At 39.7% G+C, this 20,840-nt stretch carries 19 protein-coding genes; 1 reads left to right on the top strand and 18 read right to left on the bottom strand.

Translation table 11 applies throughout. The features are described from left to right. Positions 1-957: radical SAM protein (locus PHC85_02145; GenBank protein MDD5032894.1), on the top strand; the 957-nt coding region annotated here is incomplete at its 5' end. 4 nt (positions 958-961) lie between these two features. Here the strand turns inward: PHC85_02145 and PHC85_02140 are convergent. The 18 genes from PHC85_02140 to PHC85_02055 all read right to left on the bottom strand — a co-directional run bounded on the left by PHC85_02140 (position 962) and on the right by PHC85_02055 (position 20,809). Further along, positions 962-2,179 carry a glycosyltransferase family 4 protein gene (locus PHC85_02140; protein MDD5032893.1) on the bottom strand — a complete coding sequence of 406 codons (1,218 nt, stop codon included), beginning with the start codon at positions 2,177-2,179 and terminating at the stop codon, positions 962-964. Next, the gene (locus PHC85_02135; protein ID MDD5032892.1) at positions 2,176-3,318 is read right to left on the bottom strand and encodes a glycosyltransferase family 9 protein; all 1,143 of its coding nucleotides are present in this window, start codon (positions 3,316-3,318) and stop codon (positions 2,176-2,178) included. Before PHC85_02135 ends, PHC85_02140 begins: the two co-directional genes overlap by 4 nt. Further along, a complete protein-coding gene (locus PHC85_02130) occupies positions 3,318-3,953 on the bottom strand; it encodes a methyltransferase domain-containing protein (GenBank protein MDD5032891.1) in 636 nt (211 codons plus the stop codon). Before PHC85_02130 ends, PHC85_02135 begins: the two co-directional genes overlap by 1 nt. Continuing rightward, a complete protein-coding gene (locus PHC85_02125) occupies positions 3,946-4,971 on the bottom strand; it encodes a glycosyltransferase (GenBank protein ID MDD5032890.1) in 1,026 nt (341 codons plus the stop codon). Before PHC85_02125 ends, PHC85_02130 begins: the two co-directional genes overlap by 8 nt. Positions 4,972-4,975: 4 nt before the next feature. Next, the gene (locus tag PHC85_02120; GenBank protein ID MDD5032889.1) at positions 4,976-6,088 is read right to left on the bottom strand and encodes a glycosyltransferase; all 1,113 of its coding nucleotides are present in this window, start codon (positions 6,086-6,088) and stop codon (positions 4,976-4,978) included. Beyond that, entirely contained in the window at positions 6,085-6,921 is an 837-nt protein-coding gene (locus PHC85_02115; GenBank protein MDD5032888.1) for a hypothetical protein, read from the bottom strand. Before PHC85_02115 ends, PHC85_02120 begins: the two co-directional genes overlap by 4 nt. Beyond that, on the bottom strand, positions 6,918-7,877 hold the full coding sequence (locus tag PHC85_02110) for a methyltransferase domain-containing protein (GenBank protein ID MDD5032887.1): 960 nt from the start codon (positions 7,875-7,877) through the stop codon (positions 6,918-6,920). Before PHC85_02110 ends, PHC85_02115 begins: the two co-directional genes overlap by 4 nt. Before the next feature lie 3 nt (positions 7,878-7,880). After that, a complete protein-coding gene (locus PHC85_02105) occupies positions 7,881-9,596 on the bottom strand; it encodes a glycosyltransferase family 39 protein (protein MDD5032886.1) in 1,716 nt (571 codons plus the stop codon). Position 9,597: 1 nt separating this feature from the next. After that, a complete protein-coding gene (asnB, locus tag PHC85_02100; GenBank protein MDD5032885.1) occupies positions 9,598-11,442 on the bottom strand; it encodes an asparagine synthase (glutamine-hydrolyzing) in 1,845 nt (614 codons plus the stop codon). Position 11,443: 1 nt separating this feature from the next. Continuing rightward, positions 11,444-12,880 (bottom strand): radical SAM protein, encoded by a 1,437-nt coding sequence (locus PHC85_02095; GenBank protein ID MDD5032884.1) that lies wholly within the window; start codon positions 12,878-12,880, stop codon positions 11,444-11,446. Between the two features lies 1 nt (position 12,881). Then, complete coding sequence (locus PHC85_02090; protein ID MDD5032883.1) at positions 12,882-13,676, bottom strand: polysaccharide deacetylase family protein; 795 nt, start codon at positions 13,674-13,676, stop codon at positions 12,882-12,884. Between the two features lie 53 nt (positions 13,677-13,729). Further along, positions 13,730-14,395, bottom strand: a complete 666-nt coding sequence (locus tag PHC85_02085; protein MDD5032882.1) for a methyltransferase domain-containing protein — start codon at positions 14,393-14,395, stop codon at positions 13,730-13,732. Beyond that, complete coding sequence (locus PHC85_02080; GenBank protein ID MDD5032881.1) at positions 14,388-15,455, bottom strand: glycosyltransferase family 4 protein; 1,068 nt, start codon at positions 15,453-15,455, stop codon at positions 14,388-14,390. The genes PHC85_02085 and PHC85_02080 overlap by 8 nt, the downstream gene beginning before the upstream one ends. Next, positions 15,437-16,540: a glycosyltransferase family 4 protein gene (locus PHC85_02075; protein ID MDD5032880.1), complete on the bottom strand. Its 1,104-nt coding sequence runs from the start codon at positions 16,538-16,540 to the stop codon at positions 15,437-15,439. The genes PHC85_02080 and PHC85_02075 overlap by 19 nt, the downstream gene beginning before the upstream one ends. Before the next feature lie 7 nt (positions 16,541-16,547). Next, positions 16,548-17,993 carry a radical SAM protein gene (locus PHC85_02070; protein MDD5032879.1) on the bottom strand — a complete coding sequence of 482 codons (1,446 nt, stop codon included), beginning with the start codon at positions 17,991-17,993 and terminating at the stop codon, positions 16,548-16,550. Beyond that, complete coding sequence (locus PHC85_02065) at positions 17,990-19,153, bottom strand: glycosyltransferase family 4 protein (protein ID MDD5032878.1); 1,164 nt, start codon at positions 19,151-19,153, stop codon at positions 17,990-17,992. The genes PHC85_02070 and PHC85_02065 overlap by 4 nt, the downstream gene beginning before the upstream one ends. Before the next feature lie 135 nt (positions 19,154-19,288). Continuing rightward, the gene (locus PHC85_02060; GenBank protein MDD5032877.1) at positions 19,289-19,720 is read right to left on the bottom strand and encodes a hypothetical protein; all 432 of its coding nucleotides are present in this window, start codon (positions 19,718-19,720) and stop codon (positions 19,289-19,291) included. A 69-nt stretch (positions 19,721-19,789) separates the two neighbouring features. Beyond that, complete coding sequence (locus PHC85_02055) at positions 19,790-20,809, bottom strand: amidohydrolase (GenBank protein MDD5032876.1); 1,020 nt, start codon at positions 20,807-20,809, stop codon at positions 19,790-19,792. Positions 20,810-20,840: the final 31 nt, after the last annotated feature.

The raw sequence follows: 20,840 nt of genomic DNA, 5'->3' as shown, positions 1-20,840 counted from the left end.
GAATACATAAAAGACTTAAACTCCATTCCGTGGCCGGCTTATGACCTGTTGAACAAAGACCCGAAAACTTACAGAGGAATGCCGCATGACTCGGAAGGAATGACTCGTCCAGTGGCTGTTATGATGACCACGCGAGGATGCCCGCACAGATGCGCTTTTTGCAGCCTTGGCTCGAAAATGTACAGAGAACGCGACGTGAAAGACGTTGTTGACGAGATGGAATTCTATAAGAATAAATTCGGCGCCAATTCCATCCAGCTTTACGATGACGAATTCATCGGGATGAGCACGAAGCAAAACGAAAGAATCGAAGCATTGTGCGCCGAGATAATCGGAAGAGGATTAAATAAAAAATTAAAATTTTTAGTCCAAGGAAGATGCAGCCAATTCGTTGACCTGGATACTTTGAAGAAAATGAAGGAAGCCGGAATAATATGGATATGGTGGGGAGTAGAATCCGGTTCTCCTAAAATCCTTGATTTCATACACAAAGACATCACCATAGAAAATGTCAAAAGAACTTTTACTTTGACAAAGAAAGCCGGCATAAAACGACTGATGTTTATTATGATAGGATTTCCGAAAGAAACGCCTGAAGATATAAAAATGACAGCCGATTTGATAGAAAAAACCAAACCTGACCAGACCAGAATACATATTTGTTCCCCTTATCCGGGTTCCGAATTGAGAAAATATTTAGAAGACCACAATCTGCTGGATAACGCGGATTATTACAGTTTTGACACCAGGCTTACGGTAAACCACCACACGGAAGAAATGACAGCCGAAGAAATCAAAAAATATTACCGTATGCTTATTTTTAAATTTGAAACCGGATATTGGTATTTCTTCAAATTTTTTATCAAATCACTGCTGACGATAGACGGCTGGAAAAAAGCGCTGAAAAGAATTCAAATAGCGTTCAACTATACTTTTTCTTGGCTGAAATTAAATTAGCTGATTAATTGTTTTTCAAAAAACTTCCGTACCAATCCAGAAGTTTTTTCGCGTATTCATCCAAAGAAAAATCCGTCTTCAGTCTCAAATAAGCCGCTTCGCCAAAACGTCTGGCTTTTTCTTCGTCAGACAAAAGGTCAACGACCCTGTCAGCCAGCTCTTCTTTCTTAAAAGGATTGACTACGTATCCGGTCTTGCCGTCCAAAACAAATTCTTTTGCCCCGCCAAAGCATGTCGTGATTACAGGTTTTTTAAACGAAGCGGCTTCATAATTCGAGCCGGCAAGCAAAGGGTCCGGATATAAAGAAGGAGAACAGACAACGGCCGCCGATTTTAATATTGAATACATTTGTTCTCCGGGAATCCATCCCGAAATTTCTATATCTTCTTTTCCCAGTCGATTTTTTAAAACATAATAATCAATTCTTTTCTTTTCTTCGCCGTCAACCCCGACCAAGACTATTTTCGCTTCGGGGATTTTCAATTTGATAAGAGGAAACGCGTCCAGGAGCGCGTAAACGCCCTTGGCCTCGTTCAATCTTCCGGACAAAAGAATTTTCTTTGATTCAAGTTCGCAAAATTCCGGCTCTTTTTCATAAAGAGGAAAGCCGTTGTGCAAAACCGCCACATTTGTAATTCCATTCTGCAACAGCGCTTTTGCCAATTCATCGCTAATCGCAAAAATTTTATCAACGTATTTCAAATATCTTTTTATTAAAAAATTCCTAAACGGATTAAAGCGCTTCCCTCCTTTTTTAAGATTATCAAACCAGCTCACTTTGTAATCAACGCGGCCGCATTCCCGCTCTTTTTGCAAAAATTTGCCGTAATTAAACAGCATAAAATCACGGGAATGGAGAAAAACCGCTTTGGAAAATTTTCTCGCTATTTTCAAGCAAGCGTAAGATAAATAAGTATGGACAGTATCTACATGAACCACGTCGGGATGAATTTCTTTCATTATTTTTTTTACTTTCTTCATAACCTTCGGGTTATAAATATTAAAATAATCCCGCAGGTACAAAGGATAATCAGAATAGACATTAAAAATTTTTACTCCGAGCTTTTCATCTTCAATTTCCTGCTCTTTTTTCTGGCACGAAGTGATAAAAAAAACATCATGCCCAAGATCTTTGAGCTTTACCGCGGTTTCAAAATTTCTTTTTCCCGGACCTCCGACATGGCGCGGAGGAATAAAATCATTTAAAAACAAGATTCTCATTTTTTTGCCAATCCTTTAAAAGCTTCAAAAACCGTTTCCGGAGTGGTTTTTTTAAAACAGACGAATTCGTTTTCTTTGTTTTTACACCCTCTTGCGGTATCCATCACAAAAGAGCAAGGATGGCATTCCGCGTCCGAAACAATCACTTTATGTTTATCGCCGATTGGCGGCTGTTCGGTTTCGTCGACCGGACCGACTATGTCTATGGTCGAAACATCTAAAGCTTCTGCAACATACATCAAGCCCGTGTCGGGACCGATCAAAACATCCAGTCTGGAAATAAACGCTTTCAATTCATCCACGGAAAACAAATCACAAGCGCTTATAATTCTTTTGTCCCCGGAAAATTTTTCGTAAAGTTCATCGATATATTTTTTATCTTCGCCGCTGCCCAGCAAAATAATCTTTGCGGAATAATTATTCAAAATCATCTCTATCAACTTTGAAAATTTATCGCCGCCCCAAATTTTCAATTTATTTCCGGCGGACGGGGCAATTCCGACAACAAGCTCCCCTTCGCCGCCAATTTCCTTTTCAGAAAAAAATCTTTCCGCCCTCTCGGCTCCTTCTCTGGAAAAATATAAATGTTTTTTGGTATTTTCGGTAAAAATCCCTATTGGTTCAAGCAGTTTCAAATATTCGCGGGGAGCGTATTCTTTCATCCTAAAGGGGACTTTAACGACAAAATTTTTCAATATCTTATAAGGCATGGTCTCCTGCGGACTGATTCCGTTGACAACGGACAAAGCAGAAATCAGCGGTATACCCGAAAGGAAAAGCGCCGCAAGCGAAGGAAAATTGAGCCCGACAACGCACGCGAAATCAAACTTTTCTTTTTTTATTTTTCTGACAAGGCCTAAAAAACTATTTTCAAAAAGAATAAAGTCGTCGAAATCGGGGCTATAAGCCAAAAGCTCTTCAACTATTTTTCCGCCCAAAACGCAAATCTCAACATCAGGAAATTTGATTTTTAAAGCATGGAGCACCGGAATAGCGCATATGGCGTCGCCTAATTTCGATTTTTGAACCACTAATATCTTTTTTGGGCGTCCTGCCTTTTTATTCGCCCTGCCCTTAAAAAACACCCTAAAAAAGCACAGAAAAAGGATAAAAATATTTTTTAATCTTTGAAAAATCATTATTTTTTAGCCGCTACGTAAACATTTGAATAAATAATCTGATCTTTTTTCTCTCTGCCGTCCAAAGAACCGGCGAATTTCTGCAAATACCTTAAAAATCTTTTTGACCATTCACCCTGCTTTTTTTCTTTGTATTGCCTGAACCGGCTGAAAAAAGAAAAGCGGAGGAGCTCTTCAATCACGGTAAAAAACAACCCGTAATACTCACACTCGATTATTTCAAAACCGGCGTTTTTAAACAAAGAAAGAAGTCCGTCCTTGCTGTAGCGGAAATAATCTTTCGGGTCAGGATGATAAGGCGACATAAAAGGGCATGTTAAAAAACAGATGCCGTCTTTTTTCAAAACCCTGTAAATTTCTTCAATCATAACCCATGGTTTTTCCACATGTTCCAAAACTTGGGTGGAAATTATCGTGTCAAAAGAATTATCTTCAAAAGGCAATTCCAAAACATCGCCGACAACGTTAACATGCTCGCCCGGGAACATATCAAAAGCGACATATCTCTCGGACTTCGATTTTATAATGTCCCTATATTTAGCCGAGCCGGCGCCTAAGTCCAAGGTATCTCCTTTTATGTATTTAACGGCATACTCAACCGCGTCTTTTGTTTTATTGATTTTCGGCTTATTCATGTGCTTTTTCAAAAACAGCCGCAAGTCCGCGCGCCATCTCGCGCGTTGAAAAAAAATCTTCAATTTTTTTTCTGGCGTTTACGGCAATTTTTCTACGTAAAGTATCTTCGCGTAAAAGTTTTATCTTTTCCCGAACGTCAGCTGAATTATAAAAATCCACGGATAAAATATCAACTCCTTCTTGAACATAATCCTTCAGGTATTTCTTTCTGCTCGCGACAACCGGTAATCCGCTCGCCATGGCATCAAGCAGAACTGTCTGCCCCGAACAATCCGACCCGTCTGAAAAATTATCTTCATGGGTCAAAAGAAGGAGCAATTTTGCCTCGTGATATTTCCTATTAAGTTCATAGATAGGAATATCGTAAAAAATTTTCACATTATCCGGAAATTCTTTTATTTCTTCAATATTCCTTCTGCTGCAGACTATATGGAATTCTTCTTCGGGCATCAATTTCGCGGTATCAATCACTGTCTTGTAATCGCGGCCGTTATCCCTGCCGACGGATAATATGTAGCTCCCCCTGTTCTCAAATTCCGGCTTATAGTACGCGGCGTCAACCCCAAGCGGCACAAAAAATAATTTCCCTTTCAGCCCTGCGAATTTATTCTCAAGATACGCCGCTTGCGCCTGTGAAAGACAGACAATGGCATCTGTTTCTTCCAAAAACCATTTTACTATTTTTGCCTTAAAACCTTTTTTATCTGACGAAATAGTTCTGGCGATTCCGATATTTAATAATATGAATTTTCTTTCGGGTCTGAAAATTTTTTTAAAAAACATCATAAAAAGGATAGATGGACCGAAAACAATGTCATACCCGCAAGTTAAAAAGTATGAAAAAAGATGCTTTGTCCTGAAACCCAAAATTTTATTATTTACTTCCTTATATTCGGCATCAATCCCGAATTCAACCAAATGGTTAAGGCCGTAAAATTGGGTATCAGGATAATCAATATTGATTCTACCGCTGAATTTTTTCTTTCTTTCTCCGGAATAAAGATATAAAACCTTCATGTTTTTATTGCTTATTCAGCACCAGGCGCATAAACCGGGCTATTTTTTCTCCGCGTTTTTCCCATGTATATTCTCTGGAGATTTCCTTATTATTAATCGCTTTTTTATCGTACGTTTCTTTTTCCGCGATATATTTTTTTATGGCAAGCACAAAATCTTCATCGCTGCCGGATTTAAAAAACAAATTTCCTTCGGGAACAAGCACTTCTTTTATGTTCGCGGTATCCGAAGAAATAATCGGTCTGGCTACGGCAAGATATTCAAACAATTTCATTGGAGACTGCGAATATTCGCTTTCCGGATGAGGAAGGATGAGAAAATCCGCCGCTTTAAGATATGTGGGTATTTTTTCCTGCGATTTGCTTCCGGCCAAATGAACATTGAAAGAAATTTCAAGATTTTTGAATTCCGGATATACAGGACCAACTATCTCAAAATTAACGTTTGGCATTTTTTTCGCGGCGGAAAAAATGACATCTATTCCTTTTATCTTCCTGACGCTTCCGCAATACACGCCCAAAATTCCAGGGGAAGAAATACCCAATTTTTGACGGGCTTCGTCTTTATTCAAACGTATATCAAACCTGCCAAGAGATACCGCGTCATGAATAACAAGAACGGGCTTATTATATTTAGAATAATAAGTTTCCAACCCTTTGCTTATAACCACAAAACCGGACGCGCACTTCGATAAAAAATAATCCCTTATTTTTTCGCTCCTGCTAATGGGCTTTCTATGAGTTTCATAGAAAATCGGAATACGAAGAAAAAATGCGGCAAGAGAAAGCGACAAAAAGAAACTGGATCTTAAATAAATAAAATCCGGCTTGTTTTTTATTTTTTGCACAAAAAGAAAATATGACGCCGAAATATCAAAAAGCAAAAACGCAAGAAGACAGGATCTTTTTATGCCAAACACTCTCTTAAAAATCACGGACGTCTCTTCGGTCAAACCGTAATAAGAAAAAATATTCTTTTTGTCATAATCATTCCTGTATTCGGGAAAAACCAATGCTAAATCGAAAGAACGTCTTAAAAACTCGGCGGTATTTAAAATCTGAAAAGTATGCGCTCTCTTGTTCTCAATATTGGTATTAACAAAATAAAATCCTCTCATAACAAAGATAATTGCTCCATAATTTTAAAATATCTCTCCGGATAATTTTTGCAAAAAATCTCAAGCATAGTTTCGACGCAATACAAAGCAACAGCCGTATCCTCGTTAATCCCGGCATATTCAGCGAGCGAAGAAACTGCCTGCCTTTTCCATTCTTTCATGTTTTTGATATTTCTTAAACTGACCATAAAATGGACGGCGTCAATAAGCCAAAAAGGCCTCTCCCCCGCCCTGTCCCAATCGATCAGACGAAAAATGCGCCCGTCGTAAATAATGTTTTTCCTGGTGAAATCACCGTGGCTAAAACCTCTTTTTAACGGAAGATCATAAAGCTTGAGCTGTTTTATCAATTCTTTCGCTTCCGCGTCTTCAAACAAAAAATTGTCTTCAAAAATCTTTGCGACATCGGACGTCAAAAGCTCTCCGGAAAAAGGCCGCGAGCTGATTATGTTCACGAGCTCGCGTTCTTTTTTTATCGCCAAATTTTTAGAAAGAGGCCTGCCGGATAAAATTTCTTCCGCATATAGATATTTTCCGTCTATCTCTCCGTCAAAATAAACCCGCGGAGCGGAAAGGCTTCCGGCTTCAATAAATTTTTCCTGCGATTCTTTTTCCTTTTTGATTTTCTGGCCGGCGGAAATATCCCTTGCGGTTTTCACAAGACAAATCGGCTTCCCGTCGTAAGTGGCGAAAAACAATACTTTACCGCCAATCCAAGCTCTGCCATGATAAAACTTTGAAAGAAGTATCTTCTCTTTCGCCTCCGTACATTGGCCGGAAATCGGAAAAATATTCCAATTCTCTTTTATAAGTTGAGTGATTTTTTCCGTCATTTTTTTACAAAAATAGCGTACGCGTAGAAAAAATTTCTGATAATCCCTCTTAAAAAAGGAATTCTTGTAAATAGCCGCGCTACCTTGCCCGTTGTTCCTTTATCAATACTCATGGAATTTAAAATAAATTTCAACGCGGTCTCGTCCTGAAAAGGAATCAAAAACTGCGGGAGGTTATAGCCGGGATGCGCTATGTAAAAGTCCGGCGTTTTATCAAAACCGACGTCTTTTAAAAGACGCTCGTATCCTTTTTTTGAATAAGTATAAGTTCTGTACGATTTTCCTCTTTTAAGCCGGCTCACAAAGCTGGCGGCAAAACGAGGCATAAACGTCGTGTATTTAAGATCGTTATGGTCGCGAGCCTTAAAAAGATAGGACAAAGCAATCCTGTTTTCTATGCCGATATAAAGAATTCCGCCTGGCTTCAATAACGCTTTGACACGGCGCAAATCTTCAATCTGGTCATCGCGAGGATTTTTATTTTTATTTTTTTCTCCTAGCCATTCAACGACTCCGTTAAGTATTACTGCATCGAAAGTTTCAGACTCAAACGGCAAATTTTCAATATCCGAATGCAAAAAACTGATATTTTTAACTTCTTCGCGCTGTTTTCTCAAATTACAAAAATCAACTCTTTTTTTTGAAAGATCGCAGCCGTATACTTCTCCGGCAATTTTAGCCGCGTTAAACGAATGAACGCCAAGCCCGCACCCCACGTCTAAAACTTTGCTTGTCTTGCCAAGAGGAAGATAAAAAAGAAAATCGCTTCTGCCAAGCCCGAAAATAAAATCTTCCCGATCCAAAGATTTTATAATATCATCCGCATCATCAAACCGGCCCGATTGATAACATCCGATTATTTTATCAAGAAGTTCTTCGGAAAACTCTCCCCAATACACGTCTTTGACAGCCGAACCGGAAATTTCATTATTTTTGATAGTTTTTTCTTCCGACATAAATTATTTTAAGAATTTGTAGATTTCAACATTCGGACCTATTTGCCGCGTTTCCAAAATATTTTTGAGGAAAAAATGCGGTCTTATGTTGAGCAGACTTTTTGTAAATTCTCCTCCTTCTTTCGGATAAAAAAACGCCGCAAGTTCGCTCTTTCCGAAAGTCTCGACTATTTTTATTTTTTCTTTTTTGTCTTTTTCCTCGTAAAAGAAGACCAGGGCATAATCAGCGCGCTTCTCTTTTTGAGGCAGCGAAAAAACATCAGTTAGATTCGTATCAATTAAAAAATAATTCGGCCGGGGATATTCCGCATCATTCAAGCCGAGAAGATAATTTTTTCTTGTATCAAGCCAATTAAATTGATTGTATTCTTTCAAAAATTCCAAACTTTCTCTGTTGCTATTCAGGTACACGTCGGAAACCACGCGATTTCCCGAGGGCACATTTTCATAAACCCAGACAACCGCTTCATCTACCGTGTAAGGTTTAGTCAGCAAAAAAGAATATGGCAGGCTGGCCGCCATGGAATAAGAAGATACCGCAAGCATCAACAATGGCAACGCAAACGCTTTCTTGGTTCCGGCAAAAAGATTGTCGGATGCGTAAAAGACGAAAAAAGAAACGATAATGGCGATAAAAGGAACAAGCGGCAAAACATACCTGTATGTAAAATTATAGAACAAAAAAGAGAAGACAATGAGATTATAAACAGGAAAAAACAGAAGAAAAACATTTTGCGCGCTAAATTTATTTTTTTTAAGAAGAAAGAATCCGCCAAAAAACGCCGCCGTAAAAAACACGGGCGAATCGTAAAATAAAGTCTTAGCCGCATAAACCCAATTGCCGACAAGCGAAAAACTGTGCGCGATGCCGGGAATGGTCCGCGGAAATATTGATACGGCAAAATCGCCCAAACCGACAATCTCTAAAACAGCCAATATCACATCGTAAAAATGCTTGTAAATCGTATAGAAATTCAAAAGCGTGAATACGAAAAGCAATGCAATCAACCAAATGTTGGCTTCAATAAATTTCTTATTTAAAAATTTTTCTCGTATTTTTTTGACGTAAAAATAATGAGCTAAAACGAAAAATGGATAAAATATTATCGGGAGCTGCCCTATGGCATAACCCAATCCCAAAGCCGCGGCGGAAAAAAAATACCATTTCCTTTCTCCCGTGAGATAAAGATTAAAAAAACTGTAGGCGCAAAAAACGGTAAAAAAAGTTATCGGCGACCAAATGTGCCCAATCTGAGATTCATGCAAATGAAGAAAATCCACAGCCAAAAGAAATGCCGAAAAAAGCGCTATTTTTTCATCAAAAAGTTTTCTGGCAAAAAGATAAACCAAATAAACCGTTCCCATACCGAAAATTGCAGACAAAATCCTGCTTGGCGCCAAAAACCATTCTTTGTATAAAATCACGAATTCCTTAAAATCGGCGATGCTCGCGAAAACATGGAAAATCATTCCAAAAATTCCAATAAGGCCGTACGCCGGGACCAGAAGATAGCTGAAAAGAGGCGGCAGGTAATTCTTCATGCCAAAAACGAAAACGGGGCTTTTTGCTTCCATTATTTTGAAAGCGGCAATAGTATTCCCTATCTCATCGCCATAAACATCACCCGAAAGCAAACCGAAAAACATGCCGCTTATTCTCAAGAAAAAAGCGAAGGCAAGAATTGATATAAGCAAAATTTTTATTTTTCTATTATTCATTTTATTTGCGCATAAAATTCCTGCGCCACATTTGAAAAGTGATCAGGGACCAGATAAGCGCAAGGTTATATTTTCTTTTAGAAATATGATCGTCTAAAATTTTTCTAACCGCTTCAAAATCAAGAAACTCTTCCCCGCCGGAACAATACCCGGGAGACAAAACTTCATAAGCGAATTCTTTGAGATCGCTTCTGAGCCATTTGGCCATCGGCGAAAACCATCCTCTTTTAGGCGCGTTAACCACGTAGTCCGGCAAAAGACTTCCCATCGCTTCTATAAAAATCTTTTTTCCGCCGGAACGATTTATTTTGTAATAATCCGGAATTTTAAAACTGAACTCAACAAGATGCCTGTCAAGCAGAGGAACTCTTTCTTCAAGACCCCATGCCATGGTGGTTTTATCGGTACGCATAAGAGATTCTTCCGGAAGCCAATTTTCCAAATCCATAAGCATAAGCGTTTCTCCAGAAGAAAACTCGGAAAGCCGCGAATAATCTTTTTCAAATTTATCAAAATGCCATTTGTCCTCCAGCCATTCGCTTTTTATCGCTTGTTTTAAAAATTCGTCCTTTTGCGACATAAAAAGCATGTATCTGTCCACTCCAGGCAGCTTCTCAATTTTTCTCGCTAAATCCGGATTTTTAACGCGGCTTATAATTTTATTTAAAATCTGTTTGCGCAAAAAAACTGGAATTTTTTGATATTTGTCCAAAAAAAGATTCAATCTATACCGGGGATATCCGGCAAAAATTTCATCTCCGCCATCGCCGCCCAAAACTACGGCGACTTCTTTTTTTGCGATTTCCGAAAGCAAATACGTAATAGACTGCGTATGATTTGAAATCGGCTCATCCATATGCCAAGAAACTTTCTCCAGCGCGGACAAAGCGTCTTTTCCCGAAATCATAATTTCATGATGCTCGGTTCCGAAATCCCGGCTGACGCGTCTTGCCATTTCAAAATCAAAATTATATTTTTCTTTTTCTTCTTGAGATTCAAAACCAACCGAAAAAGTCTTTAATTTTCCGGAGCTGAATTTTTTAGCCAAAGCCGCGACCGCGGTTGAATCTATTCCCCCGCTTAAAAAAACACCCAACGGCCTGTCGGAAATCATTTGTTTTTCAACCGCTTTTTCGGTCAAATCAAACAATATTTTTTTGATTTCATTTTTGTCGGTTATCTTCCCTTTATTTGAAGGCTTCCAGTATCTCTCAATACGAACATCTCCGTCTTTGTAAATCAAAAAATGCCCGGCCGGGAGTTTAAAAATATCTTTATAGATAGTGAGAGGAGCCAAAGGATAAAACAAATGGAAATAAGAGCTTAACGCCCTTTTGTCGATTTCCCGGTTTACGGGATGTTCCAATATCGCTTTTATTTCGGATGAAAAAATGAATTTTCCTCCGCCGCAAAAATAATAAAAAGGTTTTATGCCCATTGGGTCGCGGCTGGCGAAAAAAATCTTCTTTTCCAAATCATAAATCCCGAAAGAAAAAATGCCATCAAGATGTTCGAGGCATCTTTCTCCCTTTTCCTCGTATAGATGTATTATCGCTTCCGAGTCTGTGTTTGAAAAAAACCTGTGCCCTTTCCGCTCCAATTCTTCTCTCAGTTCGCGGTAATTATAAATCTCCCCGTTAAAAACCATCGCGACGGTCTTATTTTCATTAAACATCGGCTGTACTCCTTTTTCAGACAAATCAATTATTGAAAGTCTGCGATGGCCCAAAGAAAAATCCGCGTTATTCCAAACGCCTTCCTTGTCAGGGCCCCGATGAGCCACTGCCATATTCATTTTCTTCAAGAGTACCCTGTCGTTAAAATTGAATCCGCTAATACCACACATTTTATTTTGTTGTTTTTAAATAGGCGATTCCGACTTTGAAAATAGCTTTTACATCGTCAAAATTGCGCACCCTTTCCGCTTTCTTCAAAAATCTTTTAAAAATATCCCTTTTTTCCAAAAGATCTTTCGTCATAAAAGCCTTTACTGCTTCAAAAGGAAGGCCGGGCCATTCAAAATAAGGTACCGACTCGTCCTCGCCCGCGGCAATTCTTTTCGTGTTTTTGTAAGGAGAATTCCATGAAAAATTTTCAGGCATTACTTTCTCTTTTTTCGCTATTTCTTCAAGCTCCGTTCCGGGATAAATTATTATAAAGCTGTAAGACGGTTTTACGTTTTTTAGCTGACGGAATTCCTTTATGGCGGCAGAAGTCATTTTTATGTCTTCCCAAGTCTCATAAGGATAAACAACCAAAAAGTTCAGAGTTATATCCAGCCCGACCTCAACCGCGGCTTTTATCGCCGCGCGAGCCTGTTCCATGGTTATGCCTTTTTTCATCACTTTCAGAATTTTCGGGCTTCCGGATTCTATTCCGAAATTGACGCGCACGCATCCGGCTTTTTTCATCAAAGCCAAAAGTTTTTTGTCCACCGTATTCACGCGGCACGGAGTGTACCAGGAAATTTTAAGTTTCCGCCGTAAAATTTCTTCGCAAATTTCCGCGGCGCGCGAAGGTATCATGGAAAAAGTGTCGTCCCAAAAATTGAAAGCTCCATAGCCGTAATTTTTTTGGAGATATTCAATTTCGTCAACGAAATTTTTCGGGCTTCTCACACGAAGCGTTCCGCGATGAAAGGCGCGCGCCGAACAAAAAATGCACTGGTTCGGGCATCCGCGCGAACTCACAATGCCGATTGTTTTCATCCCCGTCTTTTCTATGGGAGTTCCTTTGTATCGGGAAAGATCGAAAAGGTGCCAAGCCGGCATCGGCAGATCGTCCAAATTCTGAACAAATGGCCTGTCGGAATTTTCAATAATATTTCTGTTTTTGTCGCGGTAGACGATCCCCAAAATACCCGGGAATTTTTCTTCCTTAAAGCCGCTTTTTAGAAGCTCCCGCGCAGTAAGCTCGCCTTCGCCTTTTACCACAAAATCAATCTCAGAAACCGTCTTTAAGGCGTCTTTCCCCGTAAGACCGAAGTGAGGGCCTCCGACAACAACTTTCAAGTTAGGCTTTTGTTTCTTTGCCAATTTAATAACTTCTATTGCGGTAAATCTATTGTGCGTATTTCCGCTTAACCCCAAAACATCGGGATTCATTTCTAGAATTTTTTGCACTGTCTCTTCCGGAGTAAGCCTCAAGGTGTGAGCGTCAAGAATTTTTACGTCATGGCCGTCAAGAAGAAGGCTTGAAGCCACGTACCCCACGCCCAAAAAAGGAAGTCCTCCTCTTTCTATTTCACCGCTTGCCCGCGGAACAACAGCCAAAACAACTTTCATGTCAAAAAAATTTTTTAAAAAAATTGTAAATCGGTACGCTGTATCCCAATTTGCCGACAAACTGGCAAAAACCGCCGGCCGAATAAACAAAATTTCTTCTGAGTAAAAATAAATTGTCTTCGCTTCTTACAAGCCCTTCTTTTACGGAAACCGCCGCTTCAAATCCGTTCCTTTTTAAAATCTCCCCGAAGGCCGGCCTGAAATATCCCTTAGGATATGAGAAAAACCTGCATCTTTTGCCTGTTATTTTTTCCAAAGCTTCTTTTGACTCGCGGATTTCTTTTTCAAATTCTTCGTCTGATATTTTTTCAAGCCGGGGATGCGTGCGCGTATGCGACCCGAATTCTACAAGCCCAAACTCGGCCATTTCTTTTATCTCTTCTTCATTAAGAATTTCGAGTTGCTGTCCGGATGAGACGGTGAAATTTTTTCCCGTAAAATCGCTTGCCAAAAAAATAACCGCCGGAAACCCGTATTTTTTAAGAACAGGCCAGGCGTTTTTATAATTATCCTTATATCCGTCGTCGAAAGTTAAAACAACGCTTTTGTCCTTTAAGTTTCGGCTTTTTATCGCTTCAACCATCTCTGCCAAAGAAATAATTTTAAAGCCGAAGCTTTTCAGATACTCGGTTTGTTTTTCAAAATCTTTCGGCTTAACCGTAAAAAAGACCCCGTTATCGGAAATAGAATGGTACATCAAAATACTCGCGCGAGGAGAACGGACAAAAAAGACGGCAAAACGCGCCAAAACGTTCAAGAAAAAATAAAAAAAATCCTTTGTGCGCTCTTTAAGCATTTTTTTAAATATACGATAAAAAACCCGTTTTTTCAACGGGTTTTCGGACTAAGCTATTTTTCTCCGATAACTATCCACGAGATAGGACAGGGATAATTGACCATAACTTTTTTAGGCATAAGGACGTCTAAGGCGAGAAAAAATAGCCGTAAGAAAATTTTAAAAAAATTGGCGACGGCACTGTGCCCGAAAGTGAAATCAAAAAAATTGCCTACGGCTGAAAATCTCTCGCCCACCGGAACTATCTCAATTTTTGAAAAACCGGCTGCGTTAAAAATTCTTCTAAGACGCCTTGAAGTAAATCTCCCGATATCATTGGCGTTTGTTTCTTCCGATTTTATAAATTCGGCGGTAATAAAAAATCTGCCGCCTTTCTTTAAAACTCTAAAAACTTCTCCGACAAATTCTTCCGGCTTATTTAAAAGATAAAGAGAATTAAAAAGAAAAACATTATCGGCATAATCGTCAGAAAAAGGCAGCGTTTCGTTCAAATCGGCAATTATGTCCGGTTTCGCCTCGGGATTTATATCAACTCGGATAATCTCTTGGGAGTTTATTTTCCAATACCTGTAATAACTTGCCGGTTTTTTACCGGAAGCCAGCTCCAAACACACGCCGGTTTGCCCGACGCAAATTTCGGACACTTTCCAATTGAAAAGAATTCTGTAGAGAGATTTCCCTTTCATTGTCTCTTTCATCAAATCTGCAAATTTATTCATTGAAATTTCCAATTAATTTTTTAATCAAAATATCCAAACCGTGATTTTCGGCCGCGCCGGCGCGCATACGTTTTTTTATTTTTTCAGCTCGTCCGGGGTTGCTTCTTATAAGCTCGAAAACATTTTGAAGCTTTTCCGCCAAATCAGCGGAATCTCCTTCTTTAAACAGAAACTCTTCCGTAAGAAGCGGCTCGAACGCCTTATTGCAGGCCAAGACCAAAGTTCCGCAAAGCGCCGCTTCTATCACGGTTTTATCAAAACTGCCCGCAGGAGTAAGATTTACAAAAACATCATGATTCCCGTACAAATCAGAGGCAACGCTGTTTTTGACGCTTCCTAAAAATTTCAGCTTCCCTTTCTGCTCAAGAACGGCGGCTTCCTTTTTTATCTTATTAAAATAGAGCACATCGCGTTCAGGAGCGGAGCCTGCGATATCCAAAATAAAATCTCCGCCTCTTTTATCCAAAATTTCAGCCGCTTTAATTAGCACCTCCGTTTTTTTAACCGGCGATATCCTTCCAAGGCTTAATATCTTAAAACCCGAAGAGTGAGGTTCAAAACCGGAAGGCTTAAATTTTTCCGTATCAAGCCCGGCAGGCATTTTTCGCGATTTTTTGAATCTCGCGGTAAAAGAATCGGATGACGTATAAAAAACTTTATCCGATAAAACAACCGCTAGACGCACAAAAAATCCGCCTTTGGCATGGTTATGCCACAAAAATATTTTCTTTCCGGACAACCGCCAAAATTTCCATCCTAAAATAACATATTCCTTATTCATATGAACCAAAACCGCGTCGTAATTATTGCGAAGCGACCATATGTATTTGTAAAAATTAACAATATATTTTAACCGCGAACGGCCGCTCTCTTTTCCAAGAGAAAAAACTTTTACGTTTGGGAGCAGGTCGTATTCTCCTTTTTCCAGACAAATTACGCTTACAAAATCAAATTCTCCGGCAAACTGTTTTATCCATTCATGATAGACCCCGAGCAAATCGTCGTTTTTATCCATCTTTTGAGTTATAAACAAAAGATTTTTTACTGGCAATTTTCCCATGATTTTTTATAAGCGCTAAGATAATCTTTCTTGCTTTTGAAATCCGTCGCGATAAAACTTCTCTTAAAATTTTCCAAAACGCTTCTGTCGGAAATTAAATTATCCACGGCAGAAACCAAAGCTTTTTTATCTCCCGGCGAAATAACAACCCCGTTTTCCCCGTTTATCAAAACCTCGCCCGCCAACCCGACATCTGTCATCAAAACAGGGCATCCGGAAGACATTGCCTCCAGAACCGACATTCCATAACCCTCATAATTCGACGTAAGCAAGAATAAATCCGCTGTTTTATAATAAGAAACCAAATCATCCGACCACGGCTCTAAAACGACGCTATCCGCTAAATTTAAACTTTTAATTTTGGATTTTAAATTATTTTCTTCGGGACCTCTGCCGACAATGACCAAACCTGTTTTCGGATGCTTTTTTACGACCTCAGCCATTGTGTCTATGGCAAGCCCGATATTCTTTTCCCGGCTGAACCTGCTTGCCATCAAAATCACAAAATCAAATTGAGGATATTTTTTGCGAATATCAATTCTAATCTCCGCGTCTTTAATTTTCTGGACGTCGACAAAAACAGGGATTGTTTCTATCCTTAAATTTTCATTCTTAAATTTTAATTTGAGCGATTCTTTTATGCGGCGGCTTACGGCGCGCGCGCAGCAAGCCCGAGAAATCAAAAATTCGGCTATAAAAACCCGTGCTTGGTTTAAAAGCGACTCCTTGCGAAAATACGGGCTTAAAAAATCCGAGTGAATTTGCAGCTGCAGCTTGGTATTAAAATATTTCGAGAGCCGCCAACCCGCCAATCCGCACTCAAAAGCGTCCTGAGAAGTTATCAAATCCGGTTTTTTAATTTTCTTTCCGGTCTTTATCGCGTCAAAAACATAAAACCATCGGCTCTTTGAATTCGTCGGATAAACAGAAACATTGCCGAAAGTTTGTTTTCCTAATTTCTCCCCTCGAGAGAAAACGATTATATTCAATTCATCGATAAGCCCCCCATATTCAATCATCCGGTTTCTGACTCCGGAATCTTTATCAAAAATATTTCTGTCCGTGCTTATCATTAAAACAATCATCGGCGTTTTATTTCGTTAAAAACATTTTGGCTATTTTGAATTCAAACGGAAAAAAGAAAAATTTAAGCTTCCATCTGAACTTGCAAAGCAAAACAAAGCCAAGCTTTATAAAAAACGGGGCTTTTACCGAAGAACCGATGGCGCTTTTGAAAGAGTGGGCCCCGAACCTCACATACGCTTCCATTGATTCCACAAAATCTTTGTCTTTCACCCATGGAAAATTTTTTACCGAAAGATAATTCAGCTCGTCTTTTGCCAGATTTCCCCATTCTTCAAGCGATAGGGGCTCTTTCCAGCCGGCTTTCAAACACTCCTCATAAAGTTCCGAGCCGGGGTACGGACGGAAGGCCTGCGGCCCCAAAATCTGGATTTTATCGCCGAATTTTACCAATTTATCTATAAGCCTTAAGGTCGCAAACATATCGCTTTTGCTCTCCCCGGGAAGGCCTATCATAAACGAAAACTGGGGAACAATTCCATGCCGCAAGCTCATCTCCGCCGCTCTTAAAATATCTTCCGGGGAAATATCCTTTTTCATCACATTAAGCATTCTCGGGCAGCCGGATTCCGCTCCAAACGACAAAAGATAGCATCCCGATTGCTTTAATTTTTTTAAAAAATCATCGTCAATCATGCCGTTTTGCAGATAATTGGCGCGGACTGTCGTCTCCCAAGGAATTATAATGTCTTCCCTGATAATTCCTTCTATTATCTTTTTGGCGCGGATTATGTCCACGAAAAAATTCTCATCCCAAAACCTCAAATTTTTTCCCTGAAAAAACTTCTTTGATTTTATTTTTCGCAAATCATCAAGCACTTGATCAACAGTTCTCGGCCTCCATTTATTTTTTAAAATGGCATTGATACAGAAAGTGCAGCGATGAGGGCATCCGCGCGAAGTAAGAGACGGGATAAGTTTCAAATTTTTAAGGACATCTTCTTCAATCAAATCCCAGTTAAAAAGAGGCATTTTTGAAGGATCGTGAAGTTCGTGCGGCGGGTTAACAATAACGTCGGCGTTATCCTTAAAAACGATACCGTTTATGCTTTTTAATTCTTTCCCGCTTAAAATTTCATAAGCCACTTCCTCGCCTTCTCCGTTGCATACGATATCAACAAGAGAATTCTCCGCTGTCTGTCTCGCGAAAAAAGTCGGATGAGGGCCTCCCCAAACTATTTTCGCCGCAGGATTGACTTTTCTCACAATTTCCGCGATCTCAAAAGCGGAAGGAATTTGCGTAGTCATCACGGAAAGCCCGACATAATCAAAATCTACGGCTTCTTTTTCAATAAGTTTACGATAGTTTTTCTGGCGCGCCGCGTCTATAATTTTTACGGGAATACCTTTGCTTTTAAGATAAGAAGCGATACTTAAAAGACCGACAGAAACAGAACTGTCGTAATTTTCTTTCGCGATATTAAAAGCCGGATTTATAAGGAGGATGCCTTTCATTTTGAAGATAGCTCTTTAAAAATTTTAATCGTTTCTCCCGCAACATTGCCCCAATTGAAATTTTCCAATCTTTCTTTGGCTCCGGCGCAAAGAGCTTCGGCCAATTTTTTGTCGTCCAAGATGCGGGAAATCGCTTCCGCTATCTGGCTTTCATTGTTATATTCAACCAAAAAACCGCTTTTCCCGCTTTCGACAACTTCCGGATTTCCCCCCTCGTTTGACACGACAACAGGGACACCCGTTTTCATGGCTTCAAGAACGGTGTGAGAAAAACCTTCATATTTGCTGTTTAAAACAAAAACGTCGGCGGCTTTGAAATAATCAAAAATATCATCCCTCCCTATTTTCCCCAAAAAACAAATCTTCCCGGAGATTCTTTTTTCTTCCGAAAGCCTCTTTAAATTTTCCTTTTCCGGACCATCACCCAAAACTAAAAACTTCACGGAACCGACTTTTCTCTCTATCTCCGGAATCGCTTTGATAACGCCGTCTATTCCTTTCCACGGCACAAGTCTGCACGCGGTTAAAATTATTTTTTCTCCATTCGGAGCGTATTTATTTTTTATAATTGAAACAGCGGTATCGTCAGAACCGCAATCCATAAAATCAGCCGAATTATAGATTACCTTTATTTTTCTCTCATCCACTCCGATTTTTAACGCGATTTTTTTCATAAACTCACTTACGCAAATTATCCCGTCCGCGAAAAGAAGAATTTTTTTTCTTTTATTTTTTGCTTTTTCAATTTCCTTCCCATATTTCTTTTCCTGAAATTCCAGGAGATTTTCTTTTATTGCCCCGGACGCAGCCGCTTTTTCCCACGCGCTGTCTCCGGCAAAACGCACCACATACTTTTTACCCGATATTTTTTTAAGAAAATAAGCGAAATAACCGACGCTATAAACGTCGGTCACATAAATGATGTCCGCTCGCCTTAAAAGTCCCGCCATTCTAAAAAAATACCGGATATACCTTGCGGCCGAAGGAAGTTTTCTTGAGATCCTAAAAATTTTTCCGCCTTCAATTCCGCCCCTGTCGGAATAAGTGATAATTTTTACTTCAAAACCGGATTCTTCAAGAGAACTGGCAAGCGCCTCAAGCATAACCGCCGGACCGCCGATATCGGGCGGATAAATACCGGTTGCGATAAGGATTTTCATAATATTCTTATATTTACTCTACCAAAAGGTAAACTTTTTAAAAAGACCGCGGGTTTCAGCAAAAGGCAAAAAACAAAAAAGTCCCGGCTAAAACCGGGACTTTTATATTACGCTTTCCGCCTGTGTTCAAAACACTCACGAACGCAAATTCGCAAGGTCTATTTCCTCCGCTTCTTTATACCGAGATATTTTTTCACGAACCCACCTCAAATTAAATCCGCGATTTTTTTCAGTTTCTTCTCTTAACCCGCCAAAGTACCGCCGAGCTTCTTTTTTAGAAAAAAATTCCAAGCGCGCCTGCTCAAAAGTAATTTTCCACTTCAAAAGCCAATCTTTAATCTCGTCAGCAAATGTTAACGTTGTAAAAAGGCTGTTTCCGGCTACTCCCACTTTAAAAGAATCCGCGGGGGAACAATCAAGCCGGGAAAAAATCACAATGCCTTTATCAAGAAAAAAACTTTGAACGGACTGATAGCCTGGGATATCCGCATGTCTTCCGCGGCTGGCCAACAAGAAAAGAATTTCGCCTTCTCTGGCATTCGTATCAAAAAGAATCATATTCAGCATTTTTTAGCACCTCGCTTTCTTTTTTAATATAAAGAGCTATTGTAAAACTACTATCTGAACCGCGCCGTGTCAATGAAAATCAATTTCTCCGGATCCAAGCTCATAAAGCTGCGAAAAATCGCCTGAGTTTTCAATTTCGTTTTTCATTTCCGCGACGCCTTTCCCTTCAAATTCGCTTATACCCAACGCCTTTAACCCGTTTACGCTCATCATTTCCATTACATCCTTCGCTGAAATCTTTGACGGGTCATTGGTTATTCCTTTCTGGAGAAGAGCGGCAAATTTCCCCGCTTCCCAGATATCCAATCGGTTTGAACTGGCGGCTCCGTCGGTGCCCAGACAGATATTCACTCCTTTCTCAAGCATTTTGGAAATCGGCGCAATTCCGGAGCCGAGCTTTAAATTGCTCAAAGGACAATGACTGACGTTCGCTTTTGTTTTTGAAAGAATATCCATATCTTCATCCGCTAGCCAAACGCAATGAGCCAAAATCGTTTTGTCATCCAAAAGCCCGAGTTTGTTCATGTAGCCGACAGGAGTTAAACCTGTCTTTGCCGCGCAATCGTCAAATTCTTTTTTTGTTTCGGAAAGATGGATATGATAAAGCACGCCATATTTTCTTGCCAAATTTTTCGCTTCAACAAGCCACTTTTCCGAAAGCGCATATATTGAATGAGGAGCCGCGGCAACGGAAATAAACGGATTATTTTTGTATTTCAAAATAAGTTTTTCGGTTTTTTGAAGCGCTTCCTCCGGGGTTTCGGCGCTGTTTGTCGGAAAATCCAAGATAACTTCGCCGACAACCGCCATTATTTTTTCTTCCTCAGCCGCACGGGCAACTTCTTCGCTGAAAAAATACATATCATTAAAAACTTTTATTCCGTTTCTCTTCATCTCTTGAATGGCCTCTTTCGTATTTTTATAAACAAATTCCGGCCGGACTTTTTCCTTTTCCGCGGGCCAAATATATTTTTCAAGCCAATCTTTTAACGGCAGATCTTCCGCCATGCCGCGAAAAGCCGTCATTGCCGCGTGAGTATGGGTGTTAATAAGCGGAAAATTAATTTTTATATTTTTTCCTCTCGCCATGTTTTACAAAGCAAAAATGATACTAAAACGC

This window comes from Candidatus Paceibacterota bacterium (genome assembly GCA_028711505.1).
Lineage (GTDB): Bacteria > Patescibacteriota > Minisyncoccia > JAHISW01 > Tagabacteraceae > JAQTSC01.
This window is presented reverse-complemented; position numbering and strand designations above follow the sequence as displayed.

Coding starts and splice junctions, on each gene's coding strand:
- PHC85_02140 (MDD5032893.1), bottom strand. CDS start 2,179: ATGAGAATCTTGTTTTTAAATGATTTTATTCCTCCGCGCCATGTCGGA.
- PHC85_02135 (MDD5032892.1), bottom strand. CDS start 3,318: ATGATTTTTCAAAGATTAAAAAATATTTTTATCCTTTTTCTGTGCTTT.
- PHC85_02130 (MDD5032891.1), bottom strand. CDS start 3,953: ATGAATAAGCCGAAAATCAATAAAACAAAAGACGCGGTTGAGTATGCC.
- PHC85_02125 (MDD5032890.1), bottom strand. CDS start 4,971: ATGAAGGTTTTATATCTTTATTCCGGAGAAAGAAAGAAAAAATTCAGC.
- PHC85_02120 (MDD5032889.1), bottom strand. CDS start 6,088: ATGAGAGGATTTTATTTTGTTAATACCAATATTGAGAACAAGAGAGCG.
- PHC85_02115 (MDD5032888.1), bottom strand. CDS start 6,921: ATGACGGAAAAAATCACTCAACTTATAAAAGAGAATTGGAATATTTTT.
- PHC85_02110 (MDD5032887.1), bottom strand. CDS start 7,877: ATGTCGGAAGAAAAAACTATCAAAAATAATGAAATTTCCGGTTCGGCT.
- PHC85_02105 (MDD5032886.1), bottom strand. CDS start 9,596: ATGAATAATAGAAAAATAAAAATTTTGCTTATATCAATTCTTGCCTTC.
- asnB (MDD5032885.1), bottom strand. CDS start 11,442: ATGTGTGGTATTAGCGGATTCAATTTTAACGACAGGGTACTCTTGAAG.
- PHC85_02095 (MDD5032884.1), bottom strand. CDS start 12,880: ATGAAAGTTGTTTTGGCTGTTGTTCCGCGGGCAAGCGGTGAAATAGAA.
- PHC85_02090 (MDD5032883.1), bottom strand. CDS start 13,676: ATGCTTAAAGAGCGCACAAAGGATTTTTTTTATTTTTTCTTGAACGTT.
- PHC85_02085 (MDD5032882.1), bottom strand. CDS start 14,395: ATGAATAAATTTGCAGATTTGATGAAAGAGACAATGAAAGGGAAATCT.
- PHC85_02080 (MDD5032881.1), bottom strand. CDS start 15,455: ATGGGAAAATTGCCAGTAAAAAATCTTTTGTTTATAACTCAAAAGATG.
- PHC85_02075 (MDD5032880.1), bottom strand. CDS start 16,540: ATGATTGTTTTAATGATAAGCACGGACAGAAATATTTTTGATAAAGAT.
- PHC85_02070 (MDD5032879.1), bottom strand. CDS start 17,993: ATGAAAGGCATCCTCCTTATAAATCCGGCTTTTAATATCGCGAAAGAA.
- PHC85_02065 (MDD5032878.1), bottom strand. CDS start 19,153: ATGAAAATCCTTATCGCAACCGGTATTTATCCGCCCGATATCGGCGGT.
- PHC85_02060 (MDD5032877.1), bottom strand. CDS start 19,720: ATGCTGAATATGATTCTTTTTGATACGAATGCCAGAGAAGGCGAAATT.
- PHC85_02055 (MDD5032876.1), bottom strand. CDS start 20,809: ATGGCGAGAGGAAAAAATATAAAAATTAATTTTCCGCTTATTAACACC.